This is a genomic window from Neopoerus faecalis (assembly GCF_029218125.1).
Classification (GTDB): Bacteria; Bacillota; Clostridia; order Oscillospirales; family Oscillospiraceae; genus Oscillibacter; species Oscillibacter faecalis_A.
The window spans coordinates 251,194-274,696 of the sequence record NZ_JARFXX010000004.1 but is presented as its reverse complement, the minus strand read 5'-3'; the positions used below and the strand labels follow the sequence as shown (position 1 = coordinate 274,696).

General features: G+C 58.1%; 28 protein-coding genes and 1 other annotated feature. Of the genes, 8 read left to right on the top strand and 20 right to left on the bottom strand.

The window, feature by feature from the left end; translation table 11 throughout:
* Positions 1 to 186: 186 nt before the first annotated feature.
* The 7 genes from rplL to rpmG form a co-directional block, all read right to left on the bottom strand.
* Positions 187 to 558 carry a 50S ribosomal protein L7/L12 gene (rplL, locus tag PY311_RS07185; RefSeq protein WP_286147983.1) on the bottom strand — a complete coding sequence of 124 codons (372 nt, stop codon included), beginning with the start codon at positions 556 to 558 and terminating at the stop codon, positions 187 to 189.
* A 48-nt stretch (positions 559 to 606) separates the two neighbouring features.
* Positions 607 to 1,143, bottom strand: a complete 537-nt coding sequence (gene rplJ / locus PY311_RS07180; RefSeq protein WP_286147982.1) for a 50S ribosomal protein L10 — start codon at positions 1,141 to 1,143, stop codon at positions 607 to 609.
* A gap of 58 nt (positions 1,144 to 1,201) precedes the next feature.
* Positions 1,202 to 1,333 (bottom strand) — a sequence feature (ribosomal protein L10 leader region).
* Positions 1,334 to 1,598: 265 nt separating this feature from the next.
* Positions 1,599 to 2,291, bottom strand: a complete 693-nt coding sequence (gene rplA, locus PY311_RS07175) for a 50S ribosomal protein L1 (protein ID WP_286147981.1) — start codon at positions 2,289 to 2,291, stop codon at positions 1,599 to 1,601.
* 80 nt (positions 2,292 to 2,371) lie between these two features.
* Positions 2,372 to 2,797, bottom strand: a complete 426-nt coding sequence (rplK, locus tag PY311_RS07170; RefSeq protein WP_286147980.1) for a 50S ribosomal protein L11 — start codon at positions 2,795 to 2,797, stop codon at positions 2,372 to 2,374.
* A 102-nt stretch (positions 2,798 to 2,899) separates the two neighbouring features.
* On the bottom strand, positions 2,900 to 3,424 hold the full coding sequence (nusG, locus tag PY311_RS07165; protein ID WP_286147979.1) for a transcription termination/antitermination protein NusG: 525 nt from the start codon (positions 3,422 to 3,424) through the stop codon (positions 2,900 to 2,902).
* A gap of 11 nt (positions 3,425 to 3,435) precedes the next feature.
* A complete protein-coding gene (secE, locus tag PY311_RS07160) occupies positions 3,436 to 3,645 on the bottom strand; it encodes a preprotein translocase subunit SecE (RefSeq protein ID WP_286147978.1) in 210 nt (69 codons plus the stop codon).
* 34 nt (positions 3,646 to 3,679) lie between these two features.
* Entirely contained in the window at positions 3,680 to 3,829 is a 150-nt protein-coding gene (gene rpmG / locus PY311_RS07155; protein WP_187013636.1) for a 50S ribosomal protein L33, read from the bottom strand.
* A gap of 356 nt (positions 3,830 to 4,185) precedes the next feature.
* Here rpmG and serC point away from each other — a divergent pair, with 356 nt between their 5' ends.
* The gene (serC, locus tag PY311_RS07150) at positions 4,186 to 5,274 is read left to right on the top strand and encodes a 3-phosphoserine/phosphohydroxythreonine transaminase (protein ID WP_286147977.1); all 1,089 of its coding nucleotides are present in this window, start codon (positions 4,186 to 4,188) and stop codon (positions 5,272 to 5,274) included.
* A gap of 44 nt (positions 5,275 to 5,318) precedes the next feature.
* Here the strand turns inward: serC and PY311_RS07145 are convergent, their stop codons facing one another.
* The 4 genes from PY311_RS07145 to PY311_RS07130 all read right to left on the bottom strand — a co-directional run bounded on the left by PY311_RS07145 (position 5,319) and on the right by PY311_RS07130 (position 9,908).
* Positions 5,319 to 5,828, bottom strand: coding sequence for a GNAT family N-acetyltransferase (locus tag PY311_RS07145; protein ID WP_286147976.1), 510 nt, complete (start codon positions 5,826 to 5,828; stop codon positions 5,319 to 5,321).
* Positions 5,829 to 6,013: 185 nt separating this feature from the next.
* Positions 6,014 to 6,607, bottom strand: a complete 594-nt coding sequence (locus tag PY311_RS07140; protein ID WP_286147975.1) for a ribonuclease M5 — start codon at positions 6,605 to 6,607, stop codon at positions 6,014 to 6,016.
* Positions 6,604 to 7,659, bottom strand: a complete 1,056-nt coding sequence (gene holA / locus PY311_RS07135; protein WP_286147974.1) for a DNA polymerase III subunit delta — start codon at positions 7,657 to 7,659, stop codon at positions 6,604 to 6,606. The genes PY311_RS07140 and holA overlap by 4 nt, the downstream gene beginning before the upstream one ends.
* Positions 7,660 to 7,667: 8 nt before the next feature.
* On the bottom strand, positions 7,668 to 9,908 hold the full coding sequence (locus PY311_RS07130; protein ID WP_286147973.1) for a DNA internalization-related competence protein ComEC/Rec2: 2,241 nt from the start codon (positions 9,906 to 9,908) through the stop codon (positions 7,668 to 7,670).
* A 457-nt stretch (positions 9,909 to 10,365) separates the two neighbouring features.
* Between PY311_RS07130 and PY311_RS07125 the strand changes: the two genes are divergently transcribed.
* The 4 genes from PY311_RS07125 (at position 10,366) to PY311_RS07110 (ending at position 13,855) form a co-directional block, all read left to right on the top strand.
* On the top strand, positions 10,366 to 11,601 hold the full coding sequence (locus PY311_RS07125; RefSeq protein WP_286147972.1) for a tripartite tricarboxylate transporter permease: 1,236 nt from the start codon (positions 10,366 to 10,368) through the stop codon (positions 11,599 to 11,601).
* A gap of 292 nt (positions 11,602 to 11,893) precedes the next feature.
* Positions 11,894 to 12,523 (top strand): redox-sensing transcriptional repressor Rex, encoded by a 630-nt coding sequence (locus tag PY311_RS07120; RefSeq protein ID WP_286147971.1) that lies wholly within the window; start codon positions 11,894 to 11,896, stop codon positions 12,521 to 12,523.
* 14 nt (positions 12,524 to 12,537) lie between these two features.
* A complete protein-coding gene (locus tag PY311_RS07115) occupies positions 12,538 to 13,623 on the top strand; it encodes an S-layer homology domain-containing protein (RefSeq protein ID WP_286147970.1) in 1,086 nt (361 codons plus the stop codon).
* Positions 13,624 to 13,711: 88 nt separating this feature from the next.
* Positions 13,712 to 13,855, top strand: a complete 144-nt coding sequence (locus tag PY311_RS07110; protein ID WP_286147969.1) for a hypothetical protein — start codon at positions 13,712 to 13,714, stop codon at positions 13,853 to 13,855.
* Between the two features lie 78 nt (positions 13,856 to 13,933).
* On the opposite strand, the gene PY311_RS07105 is transcribed toward PY311_RS07110, so the two are convergent.
* Positions 13,934 to 14,191 carry a hypothetical protein gene (locus PY311_RS07105; RefSeq protein WP_286147968.1) on the bottom strand — a complete coding sequence of 86 codons (258 nt, stop codon included), beginning with the start codon at positions 14,189 to 14,191 and terminating at the stop codon, positions 13,934 to 13,936.
* 257 nt (positions 14,192 to 14,448) lie between these two features.
* Here PY311_RS07105 and PY311_RS07100 point away from each other — a divergent pair, with 257 nt between their 5' ends.
* Together PY311_RS07100 and PY311_RS07095 are read left to right on the top strand one after the other, a co-directional pair.
* Positions 14,449 to 14,868, top strand: a complete 420-nt coding sequence (locus PY311_RS07100; protein WP_286147967.1) for a hypothetical protein — start codon at positions 14,449 to 14,451, stop codon at positions 14,866 to 14,868.
* Positions 14,869 to 14,946: 78 nt separating this feature from the next.
* Positions 14,947 to 16,065 (top strand): DNA adenine methylase, encoded by a 1,119-nt coding sequence (locus tag PY311_RS07095; RefSeq protein WP_286147966.1) that lies wholly within the window; start codon positions 14,947 to 14,949, stop codon positions 16,063 to 16,065.
* 137 nt (positions 16,066 to 16,202) lie between these two features.
* Here the strand turns inward: PY311_RS07095 and PY311_RS07090 are convergent, their stop codons facing one another.
* Positions 16,203 to 16,880 (bottom strand): TIGR00266 family protein, encoded by a 678-nt coding sequence (locus tag PY311_RS07090; RefSeq protein WP_286147965.1) that lies wholly within the window; start codon positions 16,878 to 16,880, stop codon positions 16,203 to 16,205.
* A 188-nt stretch (positions 16,881 to 17,068) separates the two neighbouring features.
* Between PY311_RS07090 and PY311_RS07085 the strand changes: the two genes are divergently transcribed.
* Positions 17,069 to 17,539 (top strand): nucleoside deaminase, encoded by a 471-nt coding sequence (locus PY311_RS07085; protein ID WP_286147964.1) that lies wholly within the window; start codon positions 17,069 to 17,071, stop codon positions 17,537 to 17,539.
* 52 nt (positions 17,540 to 17,591) lie between these two features.
* On the opposite strand, the gene PY311_RS07080 is transcribed toward PY311_RS07085, so the two are convergent.
* From PY311_RS07080 to PY311_RS07050, 7 genes are all read right to left on the bottom strand, one after another.
* The gene (locus PY311_RS07080; RefSeq protein ID WP_286147963.1) at positions 17,592 to 18,056 is read right to left on the bottom strand and encodes a MarR family winged helix-turn-helix transcriptional regulator; all 465 of its coding nucleotides are present in this window, start codon (positions 18,054 to 18,056) and stop codon (positions 17,592 to 17,594) included.
* Between the two features lie 71 nt (positions 18,057 to 18,127).
* Positions 18,128 to 18,559: a 3-hydroxyacyl-ACP dehydratase FabZ gene (gene fabZ / locus PY311_RS07075; protein ID WP_286147962.1), complete on the bottom strand. Its 432-nt coding sequence runs from the start codon at positions 18,557 to 18,559 to the stop codon at positions 18,128 to 18,130.
* A gap of 1 nt (position 18,560) precedes the next feature.
* On the bottom strand, positions 18,561 to 19,802 hold the full coding sequence (gene fabF / locus PY311_RS07070) for a beta-ketoacyl-ACP synthase II (protein ID WP_286147961.1): 1,242 nt from the start codon (positions 19,800 to 19,802) through the stop codon (positions 18,561 to 18,563).
* A 13-nt stretch (positions 19,803 to 19,815) separates the two neighbouring features.
* Complete coding sequence (gene fabG / locus PY311_RS07065) at positions 19,816 to 20,559, bottom strand: 3-oxoacyl-[acyl-carrier-protein] reductase (protein WP_286147960.1); 744 nt, start codon at positions 20,557 to 20,559, stop codon at positions 19,816 to 19,818.
* Entirely contained in the window at positions 20,556 to 21,497 is a 942-nt protein-coding gene (gene fabD, locus PY311_RS07060; RefSeq protein ID WP_286147958.1) for an ACP S-malonyltransferase, read from the bottom strand. Before fabD ends, fabG begins: the two co-directional genes overlap by 4 nt.
* On the bottom strand, positions 21,494 to 22,567 hold the full coding sequence (locus PY311_RS07055) for an NAD(P)H-dependent flavin oxidoreductase (RefSeq protein WP_286147957.1): 1,074 nt from the start codon (positions 22,565 to 22,567) through the stop codon (positions 21,494 to 21,496). Before PY311_RS07055 ends, fabD begins: the two co-directional genes overlap by 4 nt.
* Entirely contained in the window at positions 22,558 to 23,499 is a 942-nt protein-coding gene (locus PY311_RS07050; protein WP_286147956.1) for a nitronate monooxygenase, read from the bottom strand. Before PY311_RS07050 ends, PY311_RS07055 begins: the two co-directional genes overlap by 10 nt.
* Between the last annotated feature and the right edge of the window lie 4 nt (positions 23,500 to 23,503).

Here is a 23,503-nt window from a genome sequence, read left to right as displayed (position 1 = left end):
TTTGTGAATTTGGTCGGCAAACCTTTCATTCACTCTAACTTGGAGACTTTTTCTTGTCTACTCCGCCCCTCGCTATAAGCTCTTTTTCTCCCCCGGCATAGCCGGGGGTTGCCTTTGTCAAGACAATGCAAAAAATTCCCGCGACTTTTAAAGTCGCGGGAATTCTTATTTGACAACGGAAACAGCTTACTTCAGCTCGACCTTGCCGCCAGCCTCTTCGATCTGCTTCTTCAGAGCCTCGGCCTCGTCCTTGGAAACACCCTCCTTCAGGGTCTTGGGAGCGCCCTCAACGGTAGCCTTAGCCTCAGCCAGACCCTGGCCGGTGATCTCGCGGACAACCTTGATGACCTTGATCTTGGCAGCAGCATCGAAGCCAGCCAGAACCACGTCAAAGTCGGTCTTCTCCTCAGCAGCGGGAGCAGCAGCGCCGGCAGCGGGAGCAGCCATGGCAGCGGCGGAAACGCCGAACTCTTCCTCCAGAGCGTGAACCAGCTCGGACAGCTCCAGAACAGTGAGACCCTTGATCTCTTCGATCATAGCGGTAACTTTCTCAGACATTGTATTTGCCTCCTAATAATTATTTTGATTTGTGTGGGTTGCGCTGAATTATTCAGCGGCGGGAGCTTCGGCGGCAGCCTCCTCAGCGGGAGCGCCGTTCTTCTCGGCGATCTGCTTCAGGACAACCGCCAGACCGGTGATGGGCGCCAGCATGGTGCCCAGGAACTGAGCCTGCAGAACAGGCAGAGCGGGAATTGCAGCCAGAGAGTTGATGGTGGCCAGATCGACAGGCTTACCATCCATGAAGCCGCCCTTAATCTCGAACTTGCCGTCCAGCTTCTTGGCATAGTCGGCCATGACACGGGCAGGAGCCACGGGATCATCGGCCAGAGCCAGAGAAGTGGTGCCGTTCAGTAGATTATCCAGATCGTTCAGGCCGGTGTTGTTGAAAGCAAAGCGCAGCAGGGTGTTCTTCACAACCGCATAATCCACGCCGCCCTCACGGCACTCCTTACGCAGAGCAGTGTCTTCTTCAACGGTAATACCCTTGTAGTCGACGATGACGCCTGCGGTAGCCTTCTGGATCTTCTCGGTCAGCTCGGCAACGATTGCCTGCTTCTCGGAAAGGACCTTTGCGTTAGGCATACTTGGTTTCACCTCCATGAGAATTTGCGGCGGACCTCCGTCCGCCCGGGTCAGAGGCGTTCAAAAAGGAACTGTCCTCATGCCGAAAGACATGAGGACAGAAAAGCATCATCAAAATGATTTTGCCATCCTCGGCAGGACTTACGGGGTCTCCCCCACCTGCTGTCTTTGGAACGCGACTGTTATTATATCAAATTTCGCCGCAATGTCAAGCATTTTCGCAAAATTCAATACGATTTTCTTTCTATTCCGCAAATTGGGAAAAATCCCATTCGCGCAATGAAAATTCAATTCGGCATTTGTCAGCCTGTATGCCTGACAAATACTCTCCCTGTGCCCCGCAGGCAAATACGCACAGCAGAGCCGTAGGGCAATGGGAAACAGCCGAAGCGCCGCCTGCAACGAAAGCAATGCTGCTTTCAGGCGGTGGCGTGGGGCCGCGCCTCTTTAAACAATCAAACGAGCTTCGCGGTGTTCATCTTCACGCCGGGGCCCATGGTAGTGGCGGCGACGCAGCTCTTGATATACTGGCCCTTGGCGGAAGCGGGCTTGGCCTTGACGATAGCGCCCATCAGAGCGTTATAGTTGTCGGTCAGCTTCTCAGCGCCAAAGGAGACCTTGCCGATGGGGCAGTGAATGATGTTGGTCTTATCCAGACGGTACTCGATCTTACCGGCCTTGGACTCCTGAACAGCCTTGGCAACATCGGGGGTCACGGTGCCGGCCTTGGGAGAGGGCATCAGGCCCTTGGGGCCCAGCACCTTACCGAGGCGGCCAACCACGCCCATCATGTCAGGGCTGGCGATGACCACATCGAAATCAAACCAGTTTTCCTTCTGAATCTTCTCAACCAGATCCATATCGCCCACATAGTCGGCGCCGGCCTCGCGGGCGGCATCGGCCTTGTCGGCCTTGGCAAACACCAGCACGCGGACAGTCTTGCCGGTGCCATGGGGCAGCACGATAGCGCCGCGGACCTGCTGGTCAGCGTGACGGGAGTCAACGCCCAGCTTCACGTGAAGCTCAACGGTCTCGTCAAACTTGGCCTTCGCGGTCTTGCAGATGAGGTCCATACCCTCAGCGGCTTCATACTGAGCGCTCTTGTCGATCAGTTTGGCGCTCTCCTGATATTTCTTGCCTCTAAACAATGTTATTTCCTCCTCATAGTGGTTCTTCGGAACGTGTCCTCCCACTGTATCGAGCGGTCGGTGACCGCACGGCTTAGTTGTTAGTCGCCGACCACAACGCCCATGGAACGAGCGGTACCGGCGATCATGCTCATAGCGGCCTCAAGGCTGCCGGCGTTCAAGTCACGCATCTTCATCTCAGCGATCTTCTGAACGGAAGCCTTGGAAATGGTGGCGACCTTATTCTTGTTGGGGACGCCGGAGCCGGACTCGATGTTGCATTCCTTCTTGATCAGGACAGCCGCGGGGGGCGTCTTGGTGATGAAGGAGAAGGAACGGTCGGCATACACGGTGATGACCACGGGGATGATAAGGCCCATGTCATTCTTGGTACGCTCGTTGAATTCCTTGGTGAAAGCGGCGATGTTGATGCCGTGCTGGCCCAGAGCGGGGCCAACCGGGGGAGCAGGAGTCGCCTTGCCTGCGGGAATCTGCAGTTTTACATAACCAGTAATCTTCTGTGCCACGGAGAGCACCTCCTAAATCATAAATGTGGTAGCGGACAAATATCCGCTTTTGGCGGGGCCATCGGCCCCTCCCACGGTTTTGCCGGACACGCCGGCGGAAAATCAGTCTACCGTTTCCACCTGATCCAGCTCGAGCTCCACAGGAGTCTCGCGGCCGAACATGGAAACCATGACGCTGACTTGATTCTTTTCGGGTTCGATTTCCTCCACCACGCCGGTAAAGCTGGCCAGAGGACCGTCCACGATTCTCACATGGTCACCCACGTGATAGCCCACAACAACCTCGTGCTTTTCCATGCCCATGGCAAGCACCTCGTCCTCCGTCAGAGGGATGGGCTTGTTGGCGCTGCCGACAAAGCCGGTCACGCCGCGGACATTCCGCACCAGATGCCACGTATCGTCCGTCATGACCATTTTAATGAGCACGTAGCCTGGGAATACCTTCCGCTCGACTTCCTTCGTCTCGCCGGACTCCGTAACTTCCTTCACGGTTTCCACGGGAATCTCCATCTGGAGAATCATATCCTCCATGTTGCGGCCGGTGACAAACTTCTCAATGCTGGTCTTAACGGCATTTTCATAACCGGAATAGGTATGGATCACATACCACTTCGCGTTTTCCGACATTGTGGTTCTCCTTAACCCTGAAACAGGTTCAGGATCATCTGGACCAGAGAATAGGCCACGCCATCAAAGATCCAAATGCACGCGCCGATGAGCAGGGAGCACAGCAACACGGTGCCGGTGTTCTTGAGCACGGTCTTTTTGCCGGGCCAAGTGACCTTCTTCAATTCGCTTTTCATCTCGCGGAGCCATGCCCCACGGGTCTTCTTCGCTACTTCTGCCATAAAGCTACACGTCCTTTCTCAGTGTGATCCGCTCTTACTTGGTCTCGCTGTGGAGCGTGTGCTTCTTGCAGAAACGGCAATACTTGTTCAGTTCAAGCTTGTCCGGGGTATTCTTCTTGTTCTTCATCGTATTGTAGTTTCTCTGCTTGCACTCGTTGCATCTCAAAGTGACTTTTACGCGCATTAACGGCACCTCCTTATTATTGGTATCATTCCCGGCTTGCCGGGGATACCGACTGCCTCCCTGCAGATTTGAAAGCGGCCCTTCTCTCCATGCGAAAAGCGAAAAAACGCATAACAAAAAAGCCCTTTTTCACAGGTAATGAGTATTTTAGCATACCGGGCATATCCAGTCAATCCTTTTTTGCTAAAAATTTTGCATTTTTCGTAAGAGCGCTCTGGTCGATTCGCCTGATACCGTCCCGGTTCCCTCCTTGCATTTGGCCGTTTTGCACGTTGCATTCCGCCGTGCGCCCTCCTATAATGGAAACATTATCCCCTGCACATATTATATAAGATTGGATGGAAGGTGCTCTTTCTATGAAGTATGACCGCGTTTACAATTTTTCCGCCGGTCCTGCCATGATGCCGGAACCGGTGCTGGAGGAGATCGCCGCCGAGGTATTGAACTATCACGGCAGCGGCATGAGCGTGATGGAGATGAGTCACCGCTCCCGTGTGTTTCAGGATATTCTGGCGGAGGCTGAAGCTGATCTGCGAACGCTGATGCACATTCCCGAAAATTATAAGGTCCTGTTCGTTCAGGGCGGCGGCACGGTGCAGTTCGCCATGGTGCCCATGAACCTGATGAAAAACGGCGTAGCCTGCTATGTGGAGACCGGTGCGTGGAGCAAAAAGGCCATTGCCGAGGCCAAGCGGTACGGCGAGGTGAAAATTGTTGCCTCCTCTGCCGACCAGAATTTCTCCTACATTCCCGACTGCTCCGATCTGGACATTCCCGATAACGCCGATTACGTCTATATCTGCGAAAACGAGACCATCAACGGCACCACCTACCACACACTGCCGGATACTAAGGGCAAAATTCTGGTGGCGGACCAGTCCTCCATGTTCCTCTCCCGTCCCTGCGATATCAGCAAGTATGGCCTGATCTGGGCCGGCGTCCAGAAGAACGTGGGACCTGCCGGTATGGCTATCGTCATCATCCGGGAGGACCTGATTCGGGACGATGTGCCAGAATTTGTCCCCACCTATCTCCGCTACAAGACCCACGCCGATGCCGACTCCCTGTACAACACCCCTAACTGCTGGGCCATTTACTGCTGCGGCAAGGTGTTCAAGTACCTGCTGGCCAACGGCGGGCTGGAGGCCATGGCGGCCCGGAACGCGGAGAAGGCCGCGACTCTCTATGATTTTCTCGATGAGAGCAAGTTTTTCACCGGTGCCGTTCGGAAAGAGGACCGCTCCTATATGAACGTTCCCTTTGTCTCCCCCTCCAAGGAGCAGGATGCCGAGGTAGTTGCTGCCACCAAGGCTGCGGGCTTTGACAATCTCAAGGGTCACAAGAGCGTGGGCGGCCTCCGGGCCTCCATTTATAACGCCATGCCGAAGGAAGGCGTGGCGGCTCTGGTGGACTTTTTGAAAAAGTATGAGGCCGAGCACGCATAAAAATGCATAGCAGGGGCGCCCGGACTTTCGTCCGGGCGCCCTTTTTATCTATTCAGGTATTCCTTCATGGTAATCTCAAAGCGGTGCAGCCGCTCTCCCCTTTCCGCGCAGCGGAAGCCGCAGGCGCCGACCGAACGGACAGAGCGTAGGTTTTCCGGGTAGATTTTTGCTATGACCTTGCCTGCCCGCCATTTCAGAAATGCCGTAGCTAACGCGGACCGCACCGCGTCGGTGCCATAGCCTCGTCCCCACAGTGCCTCATCTCCGATAGCATAAACGATCTCGTATGTGCCGGTCATCTGTTCCCGCAGCTTTACAAAACCAATAGCCTCGCCCTCCCGGGTACAAGCCATGAAGAACCGGCTCCTCCGATTAAAATGATAGGTCAGCATCGGCTCCGGCACAGAGCATTCCATCTGTCGGAGATGTGTGGTAACAGTGGAATCCTCATTTAGATATTGTGTTACAGCCGGGTTCTCCATCCATTGGAGCAGCAGTCGGACATCCCGCTGGGTCATATTGGCGCGCAAAAAAATAGAAGCGGCTTTCTTCATACGCTTACCTCACAGTAAAAATACTTAAAAGCCCTTCTATGCGTACCGCATGGTCGGTTCTTTTATATCAAATTGTGTTTTTCTCCAAGAAACTACTTATAGTATAGCAGAGATTTCTGTTTTGTCAACTTTCCTTCCTTTACATAAATTCCCGCCGTGAAATCGGCGGGAATTTATGCTTCTGTTTATTCCGTCTGCAGCAGCTTCTCCAGCTCCTCCCGGCTCACCAGCAGGTTCAGCGCCTCCAGCATTCCGTTGGCGGTCAGGTGCTCCGGCAGGTCGAGCCTTCGCAGAAGCACCTGCCGCCGCCGGGCGCTGTCCGCACCCCCGGCCAGCCCCCACTCCATCAAATCCGCCTTAGTGATAGGCGTCCAGGCCGGGGCGGGCGCTGCCGCTTCATCCAAAAACGTAGCGCCGGCGCGGCGGAGGGTCTCCAAAATGACCTCCGGCCGCATCCCCTCCACACCCAGCTTGCCCTCCTTGCCGGGGGCGCGCTTCCGCTTCTCCTTGCCGTAAACGTCCGGAATATACGCCTGCTTCACCCGGTCCCGGGGCAGCGCACCCTTGAGGTAATTGCGGATAACAAAGCCCGCGCCGTCGCTGTCCGTCAGAACAATGAGCCCCCGTTCCTCCGCCAACCGCCGAAGAAAGGCTACCTTCTCGCGGTCATTGAACACGGCAAAGCCGCCCAGCGTCACTACCGTGGCATCAACGATCTGGGATAGGGTATTTTTATCGTAGCGGCCTTCTACCACAATGACTTCCTTGATTTTTCTCATTTCCGGGCCGCCCCCAATCTTGCCAACAACAGCTTCAACTCCTCCTCCGGGTCAACGCCCCGCTGGCTTTTCATGCGGAGGTCCGCCACCTGACACATTTTCACGGCGTCCGCGCACCACTGTCCGCTGACGCGCTTTGCGGACTGCAGCAGCAGCTTGGCCGGGTAATCCGAGCGCATTTCCCATAGCTCCATAAGCCAGTATTTATCCTTGCCGCTATCAATGGCCATCCGGGCCGTATACAGCCGCCGGAGCTGGCTCCCCAACGCAGCTAAAATGACGATGGGCTCCTCCTGCATTTTCAGTAGGTCGCCTAAAATGGCGGCAGCTTTATTGTAATCGCTCAGGGCCACAGCGTCCGTCATCTTGAAAATCTCCGCCGACAGCACCGGGTCCGCCACGGCGTCAATATCCCGCTGGGTAATGGTGTCCCCCTTGGCATAGGCGCCGATCTTGGAAATTTCCTGTGCAAGCCCAGTCATTAAACCGCCGCAGAGGAAGATAAGATACTCCGCTGTTTGGCGGTCGATCTGCTTTCCCAGTGCCCGGAAACGCCGCGCGATCCACGCGGTCAGGTCCGAGGTGTCCTGCGCCTTGAACTCCACCACGGTCACATGGTCATCCATGGCCTTGCACAGCTTTTTCACCGTTTTATTCTGCTTGTAGGCCACCGTATCGTACACGAATACAACGCAGCAATACTCCGGCAGATCGTTCAGCAGCGCAATCAGCCGCTCCCGCTGGTCCTCCCCCAATTTATAGATGTCCCAGTCCGTGACCACGATCAGCGTCCGCTCCGCCAGCATGGGCATGGCCTCCGCCATCTCCGTCAGGCTCTGAGCGGTCAGGTCCTTCCCCTCCAGCGCGTGATAGTTGAATTCCTCAAACCCCGCCGGGACCAGTGCCTTCCGCATCTGTCCCAGATAATATTCCCGGAGATAACTCTCCTCCCCGTAAAAAAGGTAGGCATTGCCAAGGGCATTCCCGTCCTTCAGGTCGGTCTTCAGCTTTTGATAAGCCTCGTTTTTCGTACTTTTCTTCGCGTATGCCATAACTGCTCCTATTGAAATGAAAAATACACGTTTCCGTGCCGGTCCGTCCGATAAATAGCGCAGCCCGCCCGGGCCAGCCGCCGCAGGGTGTCCTCCGCCGGATGGCCGTAGGAATTGCTGCCGACGCTGATGACCGCCAGCTCCGGTGTCAAGGCACGCAGCAGCTCTGCCGAGGTGGAATCCTTGGAGCCGTGGTGTCCCGCCGCCAAAACCTCGATGTCCGGCAGATCATAACGTTCAATGAGCTTTTTCTCCGTGGCCCGGTCCATATCGCCGGTGATGAGGAAATCCCCCTCCCCGGCTGACGCCAGCACGGACAGCCCCAGTTCGTTGCTGCCGCTTGTCCCCAGCGGCGGAAATACCGTCAACTCCGCGTTGCCGAAGGGCAGAATGGTCTGCTCCGCCGCAACCTCTACCGCAACGCCGTACTGCGCTGCCAACGCTAAGATTTCCGTCTGGGCGGCGCTGTTTTCCGGCGTTTCCGGCACCATCAGTATCTCCACGACGATGCGGGTCAGCAGATGGGCGAAGCCGTTAATATGGTCATCGTCAAAATGCGTCAGGAGCACCCGCTCCACGGAGCGGCAGCCCATGCTCAGCAGCATATCTGCCGTATCGCACCCGGCATCCCGCCATGAATTGCCGCTGCCGCAGTCCACCACGGCAAAATGCGTCCCGGATTTCAGAACGATGCTCTGTCCCTGTCCCACATCCACGGCCACTGCGTCCATACGGTGGGTAAAGCGCAGCTCACCCAGCCGAATCGCTGTCACTAACGTCAATACGGCCATGCCCGCCGCCACGGCGTACTTCCGGCGGCTTCTGGGCCTCAGGAGCCACGCCGCGGCAAACAGAACATACAAAAACACCAGCCAATATTTTAAATAGGGATTGTCAAAATAAACCGCGTGGTATGGCAGCGCCACCAGCGCGTGACACACCCAAAGGAGATAGCGGATTCCCAGTCGAGGCACCAGCCCCACCAGTCTTCCCAGCGGCAGCCACAAAAAGCTCACCAGCACCGCCGCAAGGCCCGCCGCGAATACAACGCCTACCGCCCACAGGCACAGCAGATTGCTCAAAACAGATACAAGGGAGATTGTCTTAAAGTAGTACGCGCTTACCGGCGCGGTCAGCGCCAGACAGCCCACGGTTGTGGAAAGACTTGCCGCGATGACCGTAAAGATACGCCCGTGCTTCTTCTCCCCCGCCAACAGACGGTAAAGCCCCGGTGTCAGCCAGAGCAGCCCCATCACGGCCCCGAAGGAAAGCTGGAGGCTGACGGACTTTGCCGCAAAGGGATTCTGCGCCAAAATGAGGAACAGCGCCGTTAAAAGTGCCGTAGGCGGATCGTTTTCCCGGCGGAACAGCGGCGCGGCGGTCAGCAGACTCAGCATGACGCAGGCCCGCACCACTGAGGGCGAGCCTCCGGCCAGCACCGCGTAAAACGCCAGCACCGGAATGGCCACGGCGGCAGTCAGTCTGCGGCGGTGCCGCCCGGTGAGAAAGGCCACCAGCGCAAGGAGATATGCACAGTGCATTCCGCTGACCGCTAAAATATGGTACACACCGGCCTCGGACAAATCCACATCCGCCTGTGCCGACAATCCGCCCTTCTGCCCCGTCAGCAACGCCAGCAAAAAGCCCGCATTGTCGCCGCCAAACAACGTGCGAATCCGTGCCTGCATAGCGTGTCCCAACCGGACCGGCCACCACCGGGGAGAGCTTTGACTCCCCGCACTGAAGCGGGGTGTTCCCCGGCTGTAGGCCATCAGGAACACACCCTTGGAGTTGAACACCGTCACATCATCGTCCCGAATCCGGGAGGCACTTTGCAGATAGACGTCCTCCGTCATCCGCTGCCCGGGACAAAGCTGCAAAAGCGGCGAATCGCCGTAATAGACGAGCTTTCCCGGCAGCCCCTCTGCCCGCACCGTCACCTTGGCGCCGAAACGGGTCTCCGTGGGATAGTCCGTCAGCGTCATGGTCAGTGTTTGCCGGGTGGCCGCCAGCGCCTCCATCGGCGCGCTGACCTGCCGGATATACAGCCAGTCCCACCCCAGCGCCAATGCCGCGCCCACAAGGCAGAGTACCGCACGCTTCCGCTGCGGCGCGGGCAAAAGCAGCGTAAGTACGCCTGCGCCGATACACGCAAGCCCCACCGGCAGCAGCCAGTCCACTGCCAACAGATATTGCGCGGCAAATATTCCGGCGGCAAAGCCGCCGCAAAAAACAGCCAGTCTTCTCATTTCACGAACTTCTGCTCCGTCCGCCCCGCTTACCGTACCCGTGCTGCTCCGGTCCTGCTTTCACAACCCCACGTCACCCACGGACCTTTGCCCCTACTGCACTTCAGCCATTGAATACTGTCTCTCCGGCAAGCGCTGGTTTCTTCCCATAGAATTAATTTATGATAGCACATTTTTCACGGGGCTTCCACCCTTTTCTATACAGTGCGTCCGTGTTCGTTAAGTTCCCGTTAAATTCATGGGTCATACTATAGAGCGCCGTACCGCATTCTTGTGCATATTGCTGTTTTTCGCTCTGTTTTTAGCAGTTAAAAATGGTTGAGCTGTGAATATTGACATTATATTCGTAAAATTTCTGTGAAGTTTTTTCTTGACACCTCTCTCTTCGTAGAATACGTAGGTTACGTAGTAGAGGTCTGCTTTTTGCAGTCCCCAAAAAATGTAAGGGAGATTTAGTATGAAAAGAATTTTTGCTACCCTTCTTGCGCTGACTCTGGCTCTGAGCCTGACCACCTGCTGGAGCTCGTTCTGGGGCGGTCTTCTCAGCTGCATTTCCCTGTACTTCTTTGCCCCCATGCTGGCCCAGTTGGCGCTGAAGTTCATGTCCGCCGAATACTTCTGGCTGAGCCTGTTCGGCCTGACTATCATCGCGGGCGTTTCCAGCAAGTCCATGGTCAAGGGCCTCATGTCCGGTGCACTGGGCCTGCTGCTGTCCACCATCAGTCTTGACCCCATTCTCGGTACCAAGCGCTTCATGTTCGGCCAGTCTTTCCTTGCCGAAGGCATCAACACCACCTGCGCCCTTATCGGCCTGTTCTCCATGTCTCAGGTCTTCATTCTCATGGAGGCCAAGATCAAGGAGCGGGCCAAGGTCACGAAGTTCTCCGACAAAATTTGCCTGACCCGGGAGGAGAAGAAACGGCTGGCCCCCATGGTCATCCACAGTTGGCTCATCGGCAACATCATCGGCATCCTCCCCGGTGCCGGTGCCTCCATCGCCTGCTTCATGGGCTATAACAACGCCAAGCAGTTCTCCAAACACAAGGAGGAATTCGGCCACGGCAGCATTGGGGGCGTGTGCGGCTCCGAGGCCGCCAACAACGCCGTTACCGGCGGCTCCCTCATTCCTACCCTGACGCTGGGTATCCCCGGCGAGTCCGTGACCGCAGTGCTGATGAGCGGCCTTATCATTCAGGGCCTTCAGCCCGGTCCCGAGCTGTCCACCAAGTATGCCGACATGACTTACACCTTCTTCGCCGGCTTCGTGCTGGTGCAGTTCTTCATGCTGTCCATCGGTACCATGGGCTGCCGGGCTTTCGCCCAGATTCCCCGCCTGTCCGATGCTATCCTCATTCCCTGCGTCGCGGTGCTGTGCTTCGTCGGCTCCTACGCCATCAACAAGAACTTCAAGAATATGGTGGTCATGCTGATTTTCGGTGTGATCGGCTATCTCATGCGGAAGTTTGACCTGAACACCGCCGCCGTGGTGCTGGCCCTGATTTTGGGGCCCATCGGTGAAAAGGGCCTCCGGAACGCACCCCGCAGCTCTCAGGGCAATATCTCCGTACTGTTCTCCTCTCCCGTGTGCTGGGTGCTGATCTGCCTGTGCATCATCGGCATCTTCTCCCCCATCTTCATGTCCAAGTTTGAAAAGAAGGTCACCGGCGGCGAGGAAATTCAGTCCGATACCTGAATGTACAGCCGTATTCCCCAATCCTATTCATCCCCTGGCGCAGAATGCGCCGGGGGATGCTTTTTTCGTCCAGCTCCGCCATGGATGAGCGGCAGCAGAAATAACCGGTCAAAAACGGACATCCTCCGCTTTTTCCACTGCTGTCACGATTTTTCAAAAAATGATTGTTAAAAAAATTGACAAGTCCGCCATTTTATTCTAAACTAAGACTATAAAATATTGAGAGCCCCTATATAATAGCCGCTCCCTTGCCGCAAAAGCGGTTATCTTTTTTTGAACAGGTGATCAGAACATGAAAAAAGAGAATATCTCGGATGCCGTCATTCGCCGCCTGCCCCGGTATTACCGGCAGTTGACTGATCTTTGCAGCCGCGGTATTATCCGTACCTCCTCCCACTCTCTCGGACAGGAAATGAACATCACAGCCTCTCAGATTCGTCAGGACTTTAGCTGCTTCGGCGAATTCGGCCAGCAGGGCTACGGCTACAACGTGGAGGAGCTTCGCGCCGAAATCGGCCACATTTTAGGCGTGGACAATGACCATCATCTCATCATGATCGGCGTAGGCAATCTTGGCCGGGCACTGCTGAATAACTTCCCCTTTGAAAGCAGCGGCTTCACGGTGGACGCCTCCTTTGATGTTGATGCCGACATTATCAACACTGCCATCAACGGCGTTCCCGTTTACTCCGTCAACGATCTGGAGCAGTACATCAAGCGCCACACCATTGATGTTGTGGTGCTCACCGTGCCGCAGTCCGTGGCACAGGATATGGCTGCCCGCCTCATCAGCCTTGGCATCAAGGGCTTTTGGAACTTTACCAATGTGGAGCTTTCCAGCAGCGAGCCGGATGTGAAATTTGAAAACATCCACTTTGCCGACAGTCTCCTGACCCTGAGCTACCGAATCGCCAACCGCTGAGAGGAGAACCGCAGATGAAAAAGCGTTTTCTGCCGCTGTGTCTGGGTGCCGGACTGGCCGCTATCGTTTGGGCCGCTGCCGCGGGCGGCGGTGTTGATGACCCGCTGGCCTCCCTCTCCTACCTCAACGGCACCTTTACTGTTGCTGTAGACAAAAGGGTGGACGCAGCGCTGGACGCCTCCGACGCCCTGCTGCGTGAGCGGGCGGAAAATGGCGAGACCGCCGGCTCCGCCGCGCTGTGGCAGGAGGTCCGTCTGAAGGAGGGCGACGCCCTTCAGGGCGTTACCGGAACCGGAGCGCTTCTGCTGGCTGGCAGTGCACAGGTCATCTATGCCTCCGGCGCTGTGGTGGATGTCACCACCGGCAGCGTTGTTCCCGACGGCGCGCCGCTTTCTGTGGGACACCGCTATCTTGTCGCCGAGGATACCTCCGCCGCCTTTACCGTCACCTCCAAGACCGCCGTGCTGGACTATCAGGGGCAGTCCGCCTTCACCTATTCCGACCGGCCGGACTACAACGCCATGGCCGCTGCTCTGAAGTCTCTGCATCTTTTCAAGGGCACCTTTACCGGCTGCGGATCGGGCTATGATTTGGAGGCGGCCCCCACCCGGCTTCAGGCCCTTATCATGTTCATCCGTGTTCTGGGTGAGGAGGATCAAGCGCTTGCGTGGTCCGGCACAACGCCCTTCCGGGATATTGAAAAGGGTTCTCAGGCGGAGCGCTACGTGGGCTACGCCTATGAAAAGGGCTACACCAACGGCTACACCGCCACCTCCTTCCGGCCTGCCGGAGCGGTCAACGCCTATCAGTACACGGAGTTCGTTCTCCGGGCCATGGGCTACAGCTCCGCCTCCAATACTGACCTTGCCTCTACGCTGATTCGGGCAGTCAGCGCCGGTGTGCTGACAATGGGTGAGGCGGCACAGCTCCAAGCGGATACCTTCCTCCGGGCGGAGCTGGTGTACATCTCCTACTATGCGCTGGAGGCCGAGCTGCCCAGCGGCGAGGAAACGTTGGCGGACCGACTCATGGACTTGGACGTTTTCACCCGCAGCGAGTGGCGCAGCGCCCGGGAACTGGTTTCCACAGAGCGCCTTTAAATTCCGCCGCACCATCTCCACAGGACCGCATACTATGGATTGAGGCCGGCTCAACGGTCTACATCTCAATCTCATAGGAGGTTCCGATATGTGCTGTAATAACGGTTGCGGTGGTGGCGGCGGGAACTGCTGCTGGCTCATCATTCTGCTGATTATCATCTGGTGCTGCTGCGGCGGTGGCTGGGGCGGCTGCGGCTGCAACAACGGCTGCAATAACGGCTGCGGCTGCTGATTCTCTGAAATAGCAGCGACCCCCGCGCCTTTTGGCGCGGGGGGCTACTGCTTTTACACTCTGTTCAGCCGCTGGTCATCAGCGCAGATACCACCGACAATCACGCGCATCCGTTGTCCGCACGAGTTCCGCTATGCTGCCGTGGCTTTTGAGGTTACGGACCTTCTGCGAAAACTTATCATCATTTCTGTCGCTGAGAATTTCGCAGTCCTCCCCATCAGGCCGCATCTGCTGGCGGACTGCATCAATCAGCTCCGAGGTATGGATTCCCGGCCGGTTTCCAATGATTTCCAGCGCAACAGGCGCAATTTCTCTTTCTGTATAAAAGCTCATCATGACCACCCTTCCGCATAGCTGTCTATGGCGGGCTTCCCGCCGTCCTCATGCAGATTCTACCATAAAGGACAGGCCGCCGCAACTAAAATCTGCGTTCAGATGTCTCGATTCGCCTCAAAATCCCATTGTAGGGAAATATAAAAAATATTCTTCTCAAATCCGCGCCAGTATGGTAGAATAAAGTAAAATGTGGTTGTGTGCGCTGGCGGACATTTCTATTCCCCCGGCGCGGTCTATCAGGAAAGGCGGAAAAGCGAATGCAGAGAGTCAAGTGCGAAGAATGCGGCAAGGTTTACAATTTTGACGTGGATGATTTCTGTCCCCGGTGCGGCGCCTTTAATCAGCCTCCCAAAGCCTCCGCTATCAACGCCGATGGCAGCGTGATTCGGCTGGATGGCATCAACGAGAAAAACCATGCCGGCTCCTTTGTTCACGAGGAGCTGCACGAGGAAAACCGGGAACGCCGGCGCATGGGGCTTTCCAAGGGTACGCGGCGTACCGCTCCCGCCAAGCCGCGTTTTTCCGCAGAGGCCACCCGGCCCACCGTTTCCCGCCCTGCCAAGCAGACAAATGCCTCCGGCAGTCCGGTAGGCGTGATCTTCAAGATCATCGCCGCCATCATCCTTCTCAATATTCTCTTCAGCTTCGGCAGCTTTTTCAGATATTTTCTATTCTGATGCCGCCCAAGCCACTGTAAGCCGTGTGCCGCGCCGACGCTGGCCGCGGCACGCGATTTTGCAGGGATAGGAGCTTCCATGAATCCGCTTATCAAATGGCCCGGAGGAAAATCCGGGGAAATTCAAAAAATCCGGCAATATATTCCAGAATATGACCGATATGTTGAGCCGTTCTTCGGCGGCGGCGCCCTGTTCTTTCATCTCCGCCCGAGGGCTGCGGCCATCAACGATATTTCCGGCTCCCTGATGGAGTATTACACGCTGATTCAGCAGCAGGACGAGCAGCTGCGCGACCTGCTGCTGTGCTATAGTGACAGCTTTTCCGGCCTGATTGGCGCTTGTAACCGGCGCTATGATACGCTTTTAGAGCTTTATCAGAGCTTTTGCCGGGAGGATCTTAGTCTCGACGCACTCAGGGGCCGCCTTGCCGCTCTGTCCGCTTCGCTGGTTGCCTCCCTTCCCCCGGATTTTTACGAAAAGCTACAGCCGGATATCGAAGCCTTTACCAATAGCCTTACCCGGTACGCGCTGGACAAGCTGCGCCGTACCCGGAACAATGCTCTAAAAAAGCCCTTTTCCGATGAGGACCTACAGGCAAATCTGATCACCGGCTTTACCTGCGGCTACTATATGTACTTCCGGGACCTTTACAATGCTATGCAGGCCCATCGTAAGAAGCCTCCCTCCCCCGCCTACCGGGCCGCCAACTTCTATTTCATCCGTGAGTATTGCTATGGCTCCATGTTCCGCTACAATGCCAACGGGGAATTCAACATCCCCTATGGTGGAAAATCCTACAACAAGAAGAATATGCGCGCAAAAATCGACCATATTTTCTGCGATGAGGTGCGGGAGCTGTTTGCCAACACGGAGCTTTGCTGCATGGATTTTGGGGACTTTTTCCGGCATATCCATCTGACGGAGCGGGATTTCATGTTCCTTGATCCGCCCTATGACACGGATTTTTCCGACTATGAGGGCCGCGCCTTTACAAAAAAGGATCAGGAGCGGCTGGCTGCGGCGCTGCGGGAAACACCGGCCCGGTTCATCCTTGTCATCAAAAATACGGAGTTTATCCGCAGCCTTTATGAAAAGGACTTCCATATCCTCAGCTTTGACAAGCGCTACACCTACAATGTCAGAAGCCGGAACGAGCGCCGCGTAGAGCATCTCATCATCACAAACCTCCCGGTCTGACGTGTCGAAGCTTCCGGTCCCACGCACTTTTGCCGCAAGTATCTTTCAGTGCAATCCGCTGCCTTTGGACAATCTGAAAAAAGCATCCCGCAGGCTTACGCCTGTGGGATTTTCTTACAGCTTCATTCAGGGGTACATCAGCCGTTGCCGGTAGGGATATAGGGCCGGATGGACGCCGCCACGCTGGAGATGGGCATGGTCTGGAGCCAGACCCTGCCTGGGCCGGTAAGCAGCGTATTGAATAGGCCCTCGCCGCCCAGCAGCTTATTCTTCATGCCCGGCACCTGCTGAATTTCCATTTTCACGCCAGCTGTAAAGCCCGCTACATTGCCGGTATCCGCCACGATCTGCTGGCCCTCCCGCAGCTCGTACTCCACCAGCTCGCCGTCGATCTCCGCAAAGGCCACGCCGCTGCCGCTGAGTCGCTGCATGATAAAGCCCTCGCCGCCGAACAGCCCCGTCCCCAGCTTCTTATTGAAATGGATGGACAGCTCCACCCCCGGCTCCGCCGCAAGGAAGGCAGTCTTCTGCAAGATCATGTCCTGTCCCGGCGCGATGGTCACAGCCTTGATCTGCCCCGGAAAGCTGGAGCCGAAAGCGATCATGCCCGCGCCCCGGGCGGTGTAGATATTCTGGAACATACTCTCGCCGGAAAACGCCTTGGAAAATATCTTCCCCAGTCCGCCGCCGCGGGTGTCCATCTGCATATTGGGACTCATCCAAACCATGGAGCCCTTCTCCGTGATCATCTGCTCACCGTCTGCCAGCTCGCAGACCACCACCGGGAACGCACCGCCCTTGATCTCGTAGCGCATAGTCTTTTCCTCCGTTCTTTTCCGCCTTATGGCGGCTTCTATGCTGAGTGTACCACATATTTTCCGACAGGAAAAGCCCCTTTTCACTCAGGGCATACCCAAGAGAAGCATAAACCCACACCCCGCCGCTTGCTTTCTTCTGTACGGTTTGCTACAATAGAGGCAATACATTCAGGGAGGCACACACAATGGATGACGAGCTTTTTATGCGGAAGGCCATTGCCTTATCCAAGGCGGCCGCGGAGCACGGCAACGAGCCCTTCGGCGCCGTACTGGTAAAGGATGGCGAAATTGTTTTTACCAACGAAAATCAAGTCCACACCCGGCATGACCCCACCTTCCACGGCGAGGCCGGACTTATCCGGGAATTCTGCGGCGCCACTGGAATCACGGACCTGCGGGACTACACGCTGTATTCCAGCTGTGAGCCTTGCTTTATGTGCAGCGGTGCCATGGTCTGGGTCAAGCTGGGGCGGCTGGTCTACGGCGCCAGCAACCGTGATTTGGAGCATATTTTCGATGAGGAGGGCTGCGACTGCTCCCACATTGTATTTGAGCACTCCGGCTGGCAGCCGAAAGTCACTTCCGGCGTACTGCGGGAGGACTGCCTCGCTGTGCTGGACGATTACTTCCGCCCGCTGGTCGAGCAAAAATCCTGATTTTCAAACAAAAAACCGTCCATGGCCGGAAATCCCGGTCATGGGCGGTTCTTTATTTTTCCTGCTCTGCCAATCGGTCCGGCAGCGGGACCTCCGGCATCAGCTCCCGGCTCACCACAGTCAGTATCTCCTCCAGCTTGGCACAGTCCTCCGCCGGAAAGCGGTGCACAATGCGGTCCATGACCTCCGCCATATAGGACGAGGAAATGTTGTAGTAGTCAATATACTTCTGCGTGACCTCCAGATGATATTCCCGGCGGTCCTCCGGGGACTGTATCTTGCGGATATAGCCTTTTTTCACGAGGCTGTTGACCTTATAGGCGGCATTGGGCGGTGAAATTCGCATAAAGGTGGCAAACTCGTTTACCGAGGGCCGCCCCAGCGCCATGATGCTTTCCATACAGAAGGTCTCCACGGTAGTGAGACTGGCCTCCCGGTCCTGAAAGCGACGGAAAATCTCCTGATAAAAATGCAGCTTGAACTTTGTATACACTTCATTAAATGCTTGATTCAGCATGATGTGTCCCCCTCCTGCGGAATTCAACCTTGGTTTCAGTATACCCATTCCGGCAGGAAAAGGCAAGAGCGTCACTGGATGGCGAAGATCAGCTCCGCCGTGCAGGCGGTCTCACCGTTCACGGTGGCGGTGCAGGCGCCGATGCCCACCGGCCCCCGGCGCTTCGTGAGGGTACATTCCAGCTCCAGAACATCTCCGGGGATGACCTGCCGCTTGAACCGGGCGTTTTTCACACCGCCGAACAGGGCGATCTTCCCCCGGTTTTCCGGCAGGGACAAAATAGCCACTGCCCCCACCTGCGCCATGGCCTCTAAAATCAGGACACCGGGCATGACGTGCTTTTGGGGGAAGTGGCCGCAAAAAAACGGCTCGCCCACGCTGACGCACTTGATGCCCTTGGCCCACACGCCGGATTCCCCGTCGGTGATGCGGTCCACCAGCGCGAAGGGGTAGCGGTGGGGCAGGATCTCGGCGATCTCATTGGAATTTAACTGCAAGCCCATGTCAGTCCTCCCATTTCTTCAGCAGCAGACTGCCGTTGTGTCCGCCGAAGCCAAGAGAGTTGCTCAGGGCGTACCGGATGTCCGCCGGACGGCCCTCGTTGGGCACCACATCCAGATCGCAGTCCGGGTCCGGGGTCTGATAGTGGATGGTGGCGGGGAGGAAGCCGTCCCGCAGGCTCAGGGCGGTGAAGATGGCTTCCACGGCGCCGGCGGCTCCCAGCATATGTCCGGTCATGGACTTGGTGGAGCTCATAGCCAGCTGATAGGCGTGGGGACCGAACACGGTTTTCACTGCGGCGGTCTCCCCGGCATCGTTGAGGTGGGTAGAGGTGCCGTGGGCGTTGATGTAGCCCACCTGCTCCGGAGAAACGCCGCCGTCGGTCAGCGCCATGGCCATGGCCTTGGCGCCGCCGCTGCCGTCCGCAAGGGGGGCGGTGATGTGGTGAGCGTCGCAGGTGGCGCCGTAACCGATCACCTCAGCGTAGATCTTGGCCCCGCGGGCCTTGGCGTGGTCCAGCTCCTCTAGGAGCAGCACGCCTGCGCCCTCGCCCATGACGAAGCCGCTGCGCTCCGCGTCAAAGGGGATAGAGGCCCGTTTGGGGTCCTCCGTCTGGGTCAGGGCCTTCATAGAGGTAAAGCCGCCGATGGCCAGCGGCGTAATGGCCGCCTCCGTGCCGCCGCAGAGCATTCCGTCCGCGTAGCCGTCACGGATATAGTGGAACGCATCGCCTACGGCGTTGGTGCCGCCGGCGCAGGCCGTCACCGGACAGGAGCACATTCCCCGGAAGCCCGAATCAATGGCTACCTGTCCCGCCGCCATATTGCAGATGGCGGTGGGAACATAGAATGGTGACACCCGGTCAAAGCCCTTTTCCAATCCCCGGCTGTGCTCCGCCTCTGTAATGGCTTGCCCGCCGATACCGCTGGAGAGGATCACGCCGCAGCGGTCGGGGTCCGCTTGCTCCACGGAGAACCCGGCGTCGGACAGGGCCTCCCGTGCCGCCGCCACGGCGAACTGGGTGAAGCGGCCCATGCGCTTGGACTCCTGACGGCCCAGCAAAGCCTCCGGGTCAAAGCCCTTCACCTCTGCCGCCAGCTTTACCTTTTGCGCGGAGGGATCGTAATGGGTGATGGGGCCGATGCCGCACACGCCGTTTTTCACGGACTGCCAGCTTTCCCCCGCCGTCAGGCCGATGGGGGTCACGGCCCCCAGACCGGTGATGACAACTCTGCGTCGTTCCATGTCGCGTTCCTCCTTACATACTCATGCCGCCGTCAACGGCAAGGACCTGCCCGGTGATGTAGCCCGCGTCCTCGTCGGCTAAAAAGGCCACGGCCTTGGCCACGTTTTCCGGCGTTCCCATGCGGCCCATGGGAATGGAGCCGAGGGCGGCGTTTTTCGCGGTCTCCGTCAGAGCGGCGGTCATATCCGTGTCGATAAAGCCGGGGGCCACGGCGTTAACGGTGATGTTCCGTCCCGCCAGCTCTTTTGCGAGGGATTTCGTCATGCCGATGACGCCCGCCTTGCTGGCGGCGTAGTTCACCTGACCGGCGTTGCCCCGCAGTCCTACCACGCTGGAGAGATTGACAATGCGGCCATAGCGCTGCCTTACCATCTGGCGGGCCACAGCCTTCATGCAGAGGAACGCGCCCTTGAGATTGGCGGCGATGACGGCGTCGAAATCCTCCGGCTTCATCATCATGAGCAGGCCGTCCCTTGTGATGCCTGCGTTGTTCACCAGAATGTCGATGCGGCCAAAGGTTTTGAGGGCGGCGTCCATCAGGGCCTTCACCTCGTCCTCTTTCGACACGTCGCACCGGATGGCCACGGCCTTGGCTCCAAGGGACTCGCAGGCGGCAACGGTCTCATTGGCCGCCACTTCGTTGCCCGCGTAGCAGAGCACCACATTGGCTCCGCCCCGGGCCAGTTCCAGACAGATTGCCCGGCCCAGTCCCCGGCTGCCGCCGGTGACGACCGCTGTCTTCTCAGAAAAATTCATAGCGATGTTCCTTTCAGAGTTTCCGTCAGCTGTTCCAGTTCCGCCGCGGTCTCCACGGCGTACACCGGCAGCTCCGGGACGGTTTTCTTCACAAAGCCGCTGAGGGCCTTGCCCGGGCCGATCTCCACCAGCGCGTCCAGCCCCATGGCGGCCATGCGGCGGAGGGAATCCTCCATGTAGACGCTGCTCTGCACCTGCCGCACCAGCAGCTCCGGGATGGCAGCGCCATCGGGACGCTCCGCGCCCAGACAGTTGAAGATCACGGGGATCTGCGGCTCCCGGAACTCCACGGTGCGGAACCGTTCCGCCAGCGCGTCCCCGGCGGGGGCCATGAGGGGGGTGTGGAAGGGGCCGCTGACCTTCAGCGGCAGGCAGCGGCGGGCGCCTTTTTCCTTTGCCAGAGCCGCCGCGGTCTCCACGGCGGCCTTTTCGCCGCCGAGGACCAGCTGGCCGGGGCAGTTGTAGTTTGCGATGACCACGCAGCCGTGGGCGGAGGCCTCGTCACAGGCCTCCTGCAAGGCCGCCCGGTCCAGCCCCAGCACCGCTACCATGGCAGAGGGCCGTCCGGCTGCGGCTTCCTCCATGGCTTTGCCGCGGAAGGCCACCAGCTCCACGGCGGTGTCGGCGTCAAAGACCCCGGCGGCGTGGAGGGCGGAATACTCGCCCAGAGAGAGCCCGGCGGCAGCGGCGGGGACGATGCCCCGCTCCGCCAGCAGCGCGGTCATGCCTGCGGCGAAGGCCACCATGCAGGGCTGGGTATAGCGGGTCTGATTCAGAACGCCCTTCGCATCGGTGAAGGAGACCTCCTTCAAATCGAAATCCACCTGCTCTGCCGCCCGGTCCAATACGCTTCGGAACGCCGGACAGGTCTCATATAGATCGGCCCCCATTCCGGGGTGCTGGCTGCCCTGTCCGGCATATAAAAAGCCCAATTTCATTGTGCGCTTCTCCATTCCTCCACGATCCGGGCCATTTCGGCGGGGACTGTGGACAGTGTTTTGATCTCACCGGCGTTTTCGCCGCAGAAAAACAGACCGTTTTCCCAGTCGCCGTTCCGTGCGGCAATCAGCGCCTTGGAAATACAGTAGGGCGCGTTTTTCCCGTCACAGGTGGTGATGCACCGCATACACCGCTCCGGCGGCGGCTGTGTCCCGGTCTCCACCCGGCGAATAAGCGGACTGCAGAGCGCCCGTCCGGGCATTCCAACAGGACTTTTCACAAGGGTGATATCACTGGCCTCGGCTGCAATCAGCCGCTCCTTATACGCACGGCTGGCATCGCACTCCTTCGTTACGATAAAGCGGGTGGCAAACTGCGCCCCGGCGGCACCCTGACGCATATATGCGGCCATTTCGGCGCCGTTTTTCACGCCGCCGGCCACAAAGACCGGGATGTCCCGCCCGGCTCTGTCCCGAAAGGGCGCAAGGGCCTCCAGCACCTCCGGCAAAAGCACGGAAAGCGTGGGCGGCTTTTCCAACTCCTGCCGCGAAAAGCCCAAATGCCCTCCGGCGCCAGGACCCTCTAAAATCAGGAAATCCGGAATACGGCCATAATGCCGGTCCCACAGCTTACAGATGAGACCCGCCGCCCGGCCGCTGCTGACGATGGGTGCCAGCGCGGCGCGACTCTCCGACACCTCCGCCGCCAACGCGGGCAGGTCCCGAGGCAGACCCGCGCCGCAGACGATGGCATCCGCCCCCGCCCGAAGGGCGGTACGAACGCTGTCGGCATACTGCGTGGTGGCCACCATGGCGTTGACGGCTACTAATCCCGCGCCGTTGGCCATTTCCTTTGCGCGGCGCACCTGACGCGCCAGCGCCCGGAGATTGGCTTCAAAGGGATTTGTTTCAAAATCCGGCTCGGCAAAGCCGCACATGGCGGTGGAGATCGTCCCCATGCCGCCGCAGGCGGCAACCGTTCCGGCCAGTCCGTCCAGACTGACGCCAACGCCCATGCCGCCCTGAAGAATCGGCAGCGGCAGCGTTTTGTCCCCAATCGTTACCGCCATGCTTCCTCCGTAGAATGCAGCACGGCGCGGCTCCCATTGTACAGCTCCTCAAAAATCTGTCGCACGGGCTTGATCTCATGGAGCATACCGGCTACCTGTCCCGCCATAACGCTGCCGTGCTCCGTATCTCCCTCGAACACCGCGCGGCGCAGACCGCCCAGCGTTACGCGCTCCAGCTCCTCCAGCGTGGCCCCATGCTTTTCCAGCGCCAGATACTCCCGGGCCATTTTGTTTTTCAGCACCCGGACAGGTCCGCCGATGGAGCGGCCGGTCACGGTGGTGTCGCTGTCCTTCGCTTTCAGGATGGCCTGCTTATAATTTTCATGAATCGGGCATTCCCGGCTTGCCAGAAGACACGTTCCCACCTGAATGCCGCAGGCCCCCAGCGCCAGCGCCGCCGCAGCCTGACGTCCGTCGGCAATGCCGCCGGCGGCGATCACCGGGACGTCCACCGCGTCAATGACCTGCGGCACCAGCGCTATAGTGGTCATCTCGCCCACATGACCGCCGGACTCCGTCCCCTCAGCAATGATGGCGTCCGCCCCCTGACTGACCAGACGCCGGGCCAGAACCGCGGCCGCCACCACCGGGAGCACCTTGATACCGGCTTCCTTCCACATGGGGATATACTTGCCGGGACTGCCCGCACCGGTGGTCACCACCCGGACGCCCTCCTCCACAATGATCTGTGCCATTTCATCCGCGCAGGGGTTCATCAGCATCAGGTTCACGCCGAAGGGCTTGTCCGTCAGGCGCTTGCAGATATGAATTTGTTCTCGAAGCAGCCCTGCTTCCAGCATTCCGCCGGTGGCGATGACGCCCAGTGCGCCGGCATTGGAGCAGGCGGCGGCAAATTCGCCGGTGGCAATATTCGCCATACCGCCCTGAATAATGGGGAACTCCGTTCCCAGCAGCTCGCTTAGTTTGATCATAGAA

Excerpts from the sequence above, each read along its gene's own strand:
- PY311_RS07110 (WP_286147969.1), top strand. The coding sequence starts at position 13,712 with ATGTGCTGTAATAACGGTTGCGGTGGTGGCGGCGGGAACTGCTGCTGG.
- PY311_RS07105 (WP_286147968.1), bottom strand. The coding sequence starts at position 14,191 with ATGATGAGCTTTTATACAGAAAGAGAAATTGCGCCTGTTGCGCTGGAA.
- serC (WP_286147977.1), top strand. The coding sequence starts at position 4,186 with ATGAAGTATGACCGCGTTTACAATTTTTCCGCCGGTCCTGCCATGATG.
- PY311_RS07100 (WP_286147967.1), top strand. The coding sequence starts at position 14,449 with ATGCAGAGAGTCAAGTGCGAAGAATGCGGCAAGGTTTACAATTTTGAC.
- PY311_RS07145 (WP_286147976.1), bottom strand. The coding sequence starts at position 5,828 with ATGAAGAAAGCCGCTTCTATTTTTTTGCGCGCCAATATGACCCAGCGG.
- rplJ (WP_286147982.1), bottom strand. The coding sequence starts at position 1,143 with ATGCCTAACGCAAAGGTCCTTTCCGAGAAGCAGGCAATCGTTGCCGAG.
- fabZ (WP_286147962.1), bottom strand. The coding sequence starts at position 18,559 with ATGGGCTTGCAGTTAAATTCCAATGAGATCGCCGAGATCCTGCCCCAC.
- PY311_RS07140 (WP_286147975.1), bottom strand. The coding sequence starts at position 6,607 with ATGAGAAAAATCAAGGAAGTCATTGTGGTAGAAGGCCGCTACGATAAA.
- PY311_RS07080 (WP_286147963.1), bottom strand. The coding sequence starts at position 18,056 with ATGCTGAATCAAGCATTTAATGAAGTGTATACAAAGTTCAAGCTGCAT.
- PY311_RS07095 (WP_286147966.1), top strand. The coding sequence starts at position 14,947 with ATGAATCCGCTTATCAAATGGCCCGGAGGAAAATCCGGGGAAATTCAA.
- PY311_RS07120 (WP_286147971.1), top strand. The coding sequence starts at position 11,894 with ATGAAAAAAGAGAATATCTCGGATGCCGTCATTCGCCGCCTGCCCCGG.
- PY311_RS07090 (WP_286147965.1), bottom strand. The coding sequence starts at position 16,880 with ATGCGCTACGAGATCAAGGGCGGTGCGTTCCCGGTGGTGGTCTGCGAG.
- secE (WP_286147978.1), bottom strand. The coding sequence starts at position 3,645 with ATGGCAGAAGTAGCGAAGAAGACCCGTGGGGCATGGCTCCGCGAGATG.
- rpmG (WP_187013636.1), bottom strand. The coding sequence starts at position 3,829 with ATGCGCGTAAAAGTCACTTTGAGATGCAACGAGTGCAAGCAGAGAAAC.
- PY311_RS07085 (WP_286147964.1), top strand. The coding sequence starts at position 17,069 with ATGGATGACGAGCTTTTTATGCGGAAGGCCATTGCCTTATCCAAGGCG.
- PY311_RS07125 (WP_286147972.1), top strand. The coding sequence starts at position 10,366 with ATGAAAAGAATTTTTGCTACCCTTCTTGCGCTGACTCTGGCTCTGAGC.
- nusG (WP_286147979.1), bottom strand. The coding sequence starts at position 3,424 with ATGTCGGAAAACGCGAAGTGGTATGTGATCCATACCTATTCCGGTTAT.
- fabD (WP_286147958.1), bottom strand. The coding sequence starts at position 21,497 with ATGAAATTGGGCTTTTTATATGCCGGACAGGGCAGCCAGCACCCCGGA.
- PY311_RS07130 (WP_286147973.1), bottom strand. The coding sequence starts at position 9,908 with ATGAGAAGACTGGCTGTTTTTTGCGGCGGCTTTGCCGCCGGAATATTT.
- PY311_RS07055 (WP_286147957.1), bottom strand. The coding sequence starts at position 22,567 with ATGGCGGTAACGATTGGGGACAAAACGCTGCCGCTGCCGATTCTTCAG.
- fabF (WP_286147961.1), bottom strand. The coding sequence starts at position 19,802 with ATGGAACGACGCAGAGTTGTCATCACCGGTCTGGGGGCCGTGACCCCC.
- fabG (WP_286147960.1), bottom strand. The coding sequence starts at position 20,559 with ATGAATTTTTCTGAGAAGACAGCGGTCGTCACCGGCGGCAGCCGGGGA.
- PY311_RS07050 (WP_286147956.1), bottom strand. The coding sequence starts at position 23,499 with ATGATCAAACTAAGCGAGCTGCTGGGAACGGAGTTCCCCATTATTCAG.
- PY311_RS07115 (WP_286147970.1), top strand. The coding sequence starts at position 12,538 with ATGAAAAAGCGTTTTCTGCCGCTGTGTCTGGGTGCCGGACTGGCCGCT.
- rplL (WP_286147983.1), bottom strand. The coding sequence starts at position 558 with ATGTCTGAGAAAGTTACCGCTATGATCGAAGAGATCAAGGGTCTCACT.
- holA (WP_286147974.1), bottom strand. The coding sequence starts at position 7,659 with ATGGCATACGCGAAGAAAAGTACGAAAAACGAGGCTTATCAAAAGCTG.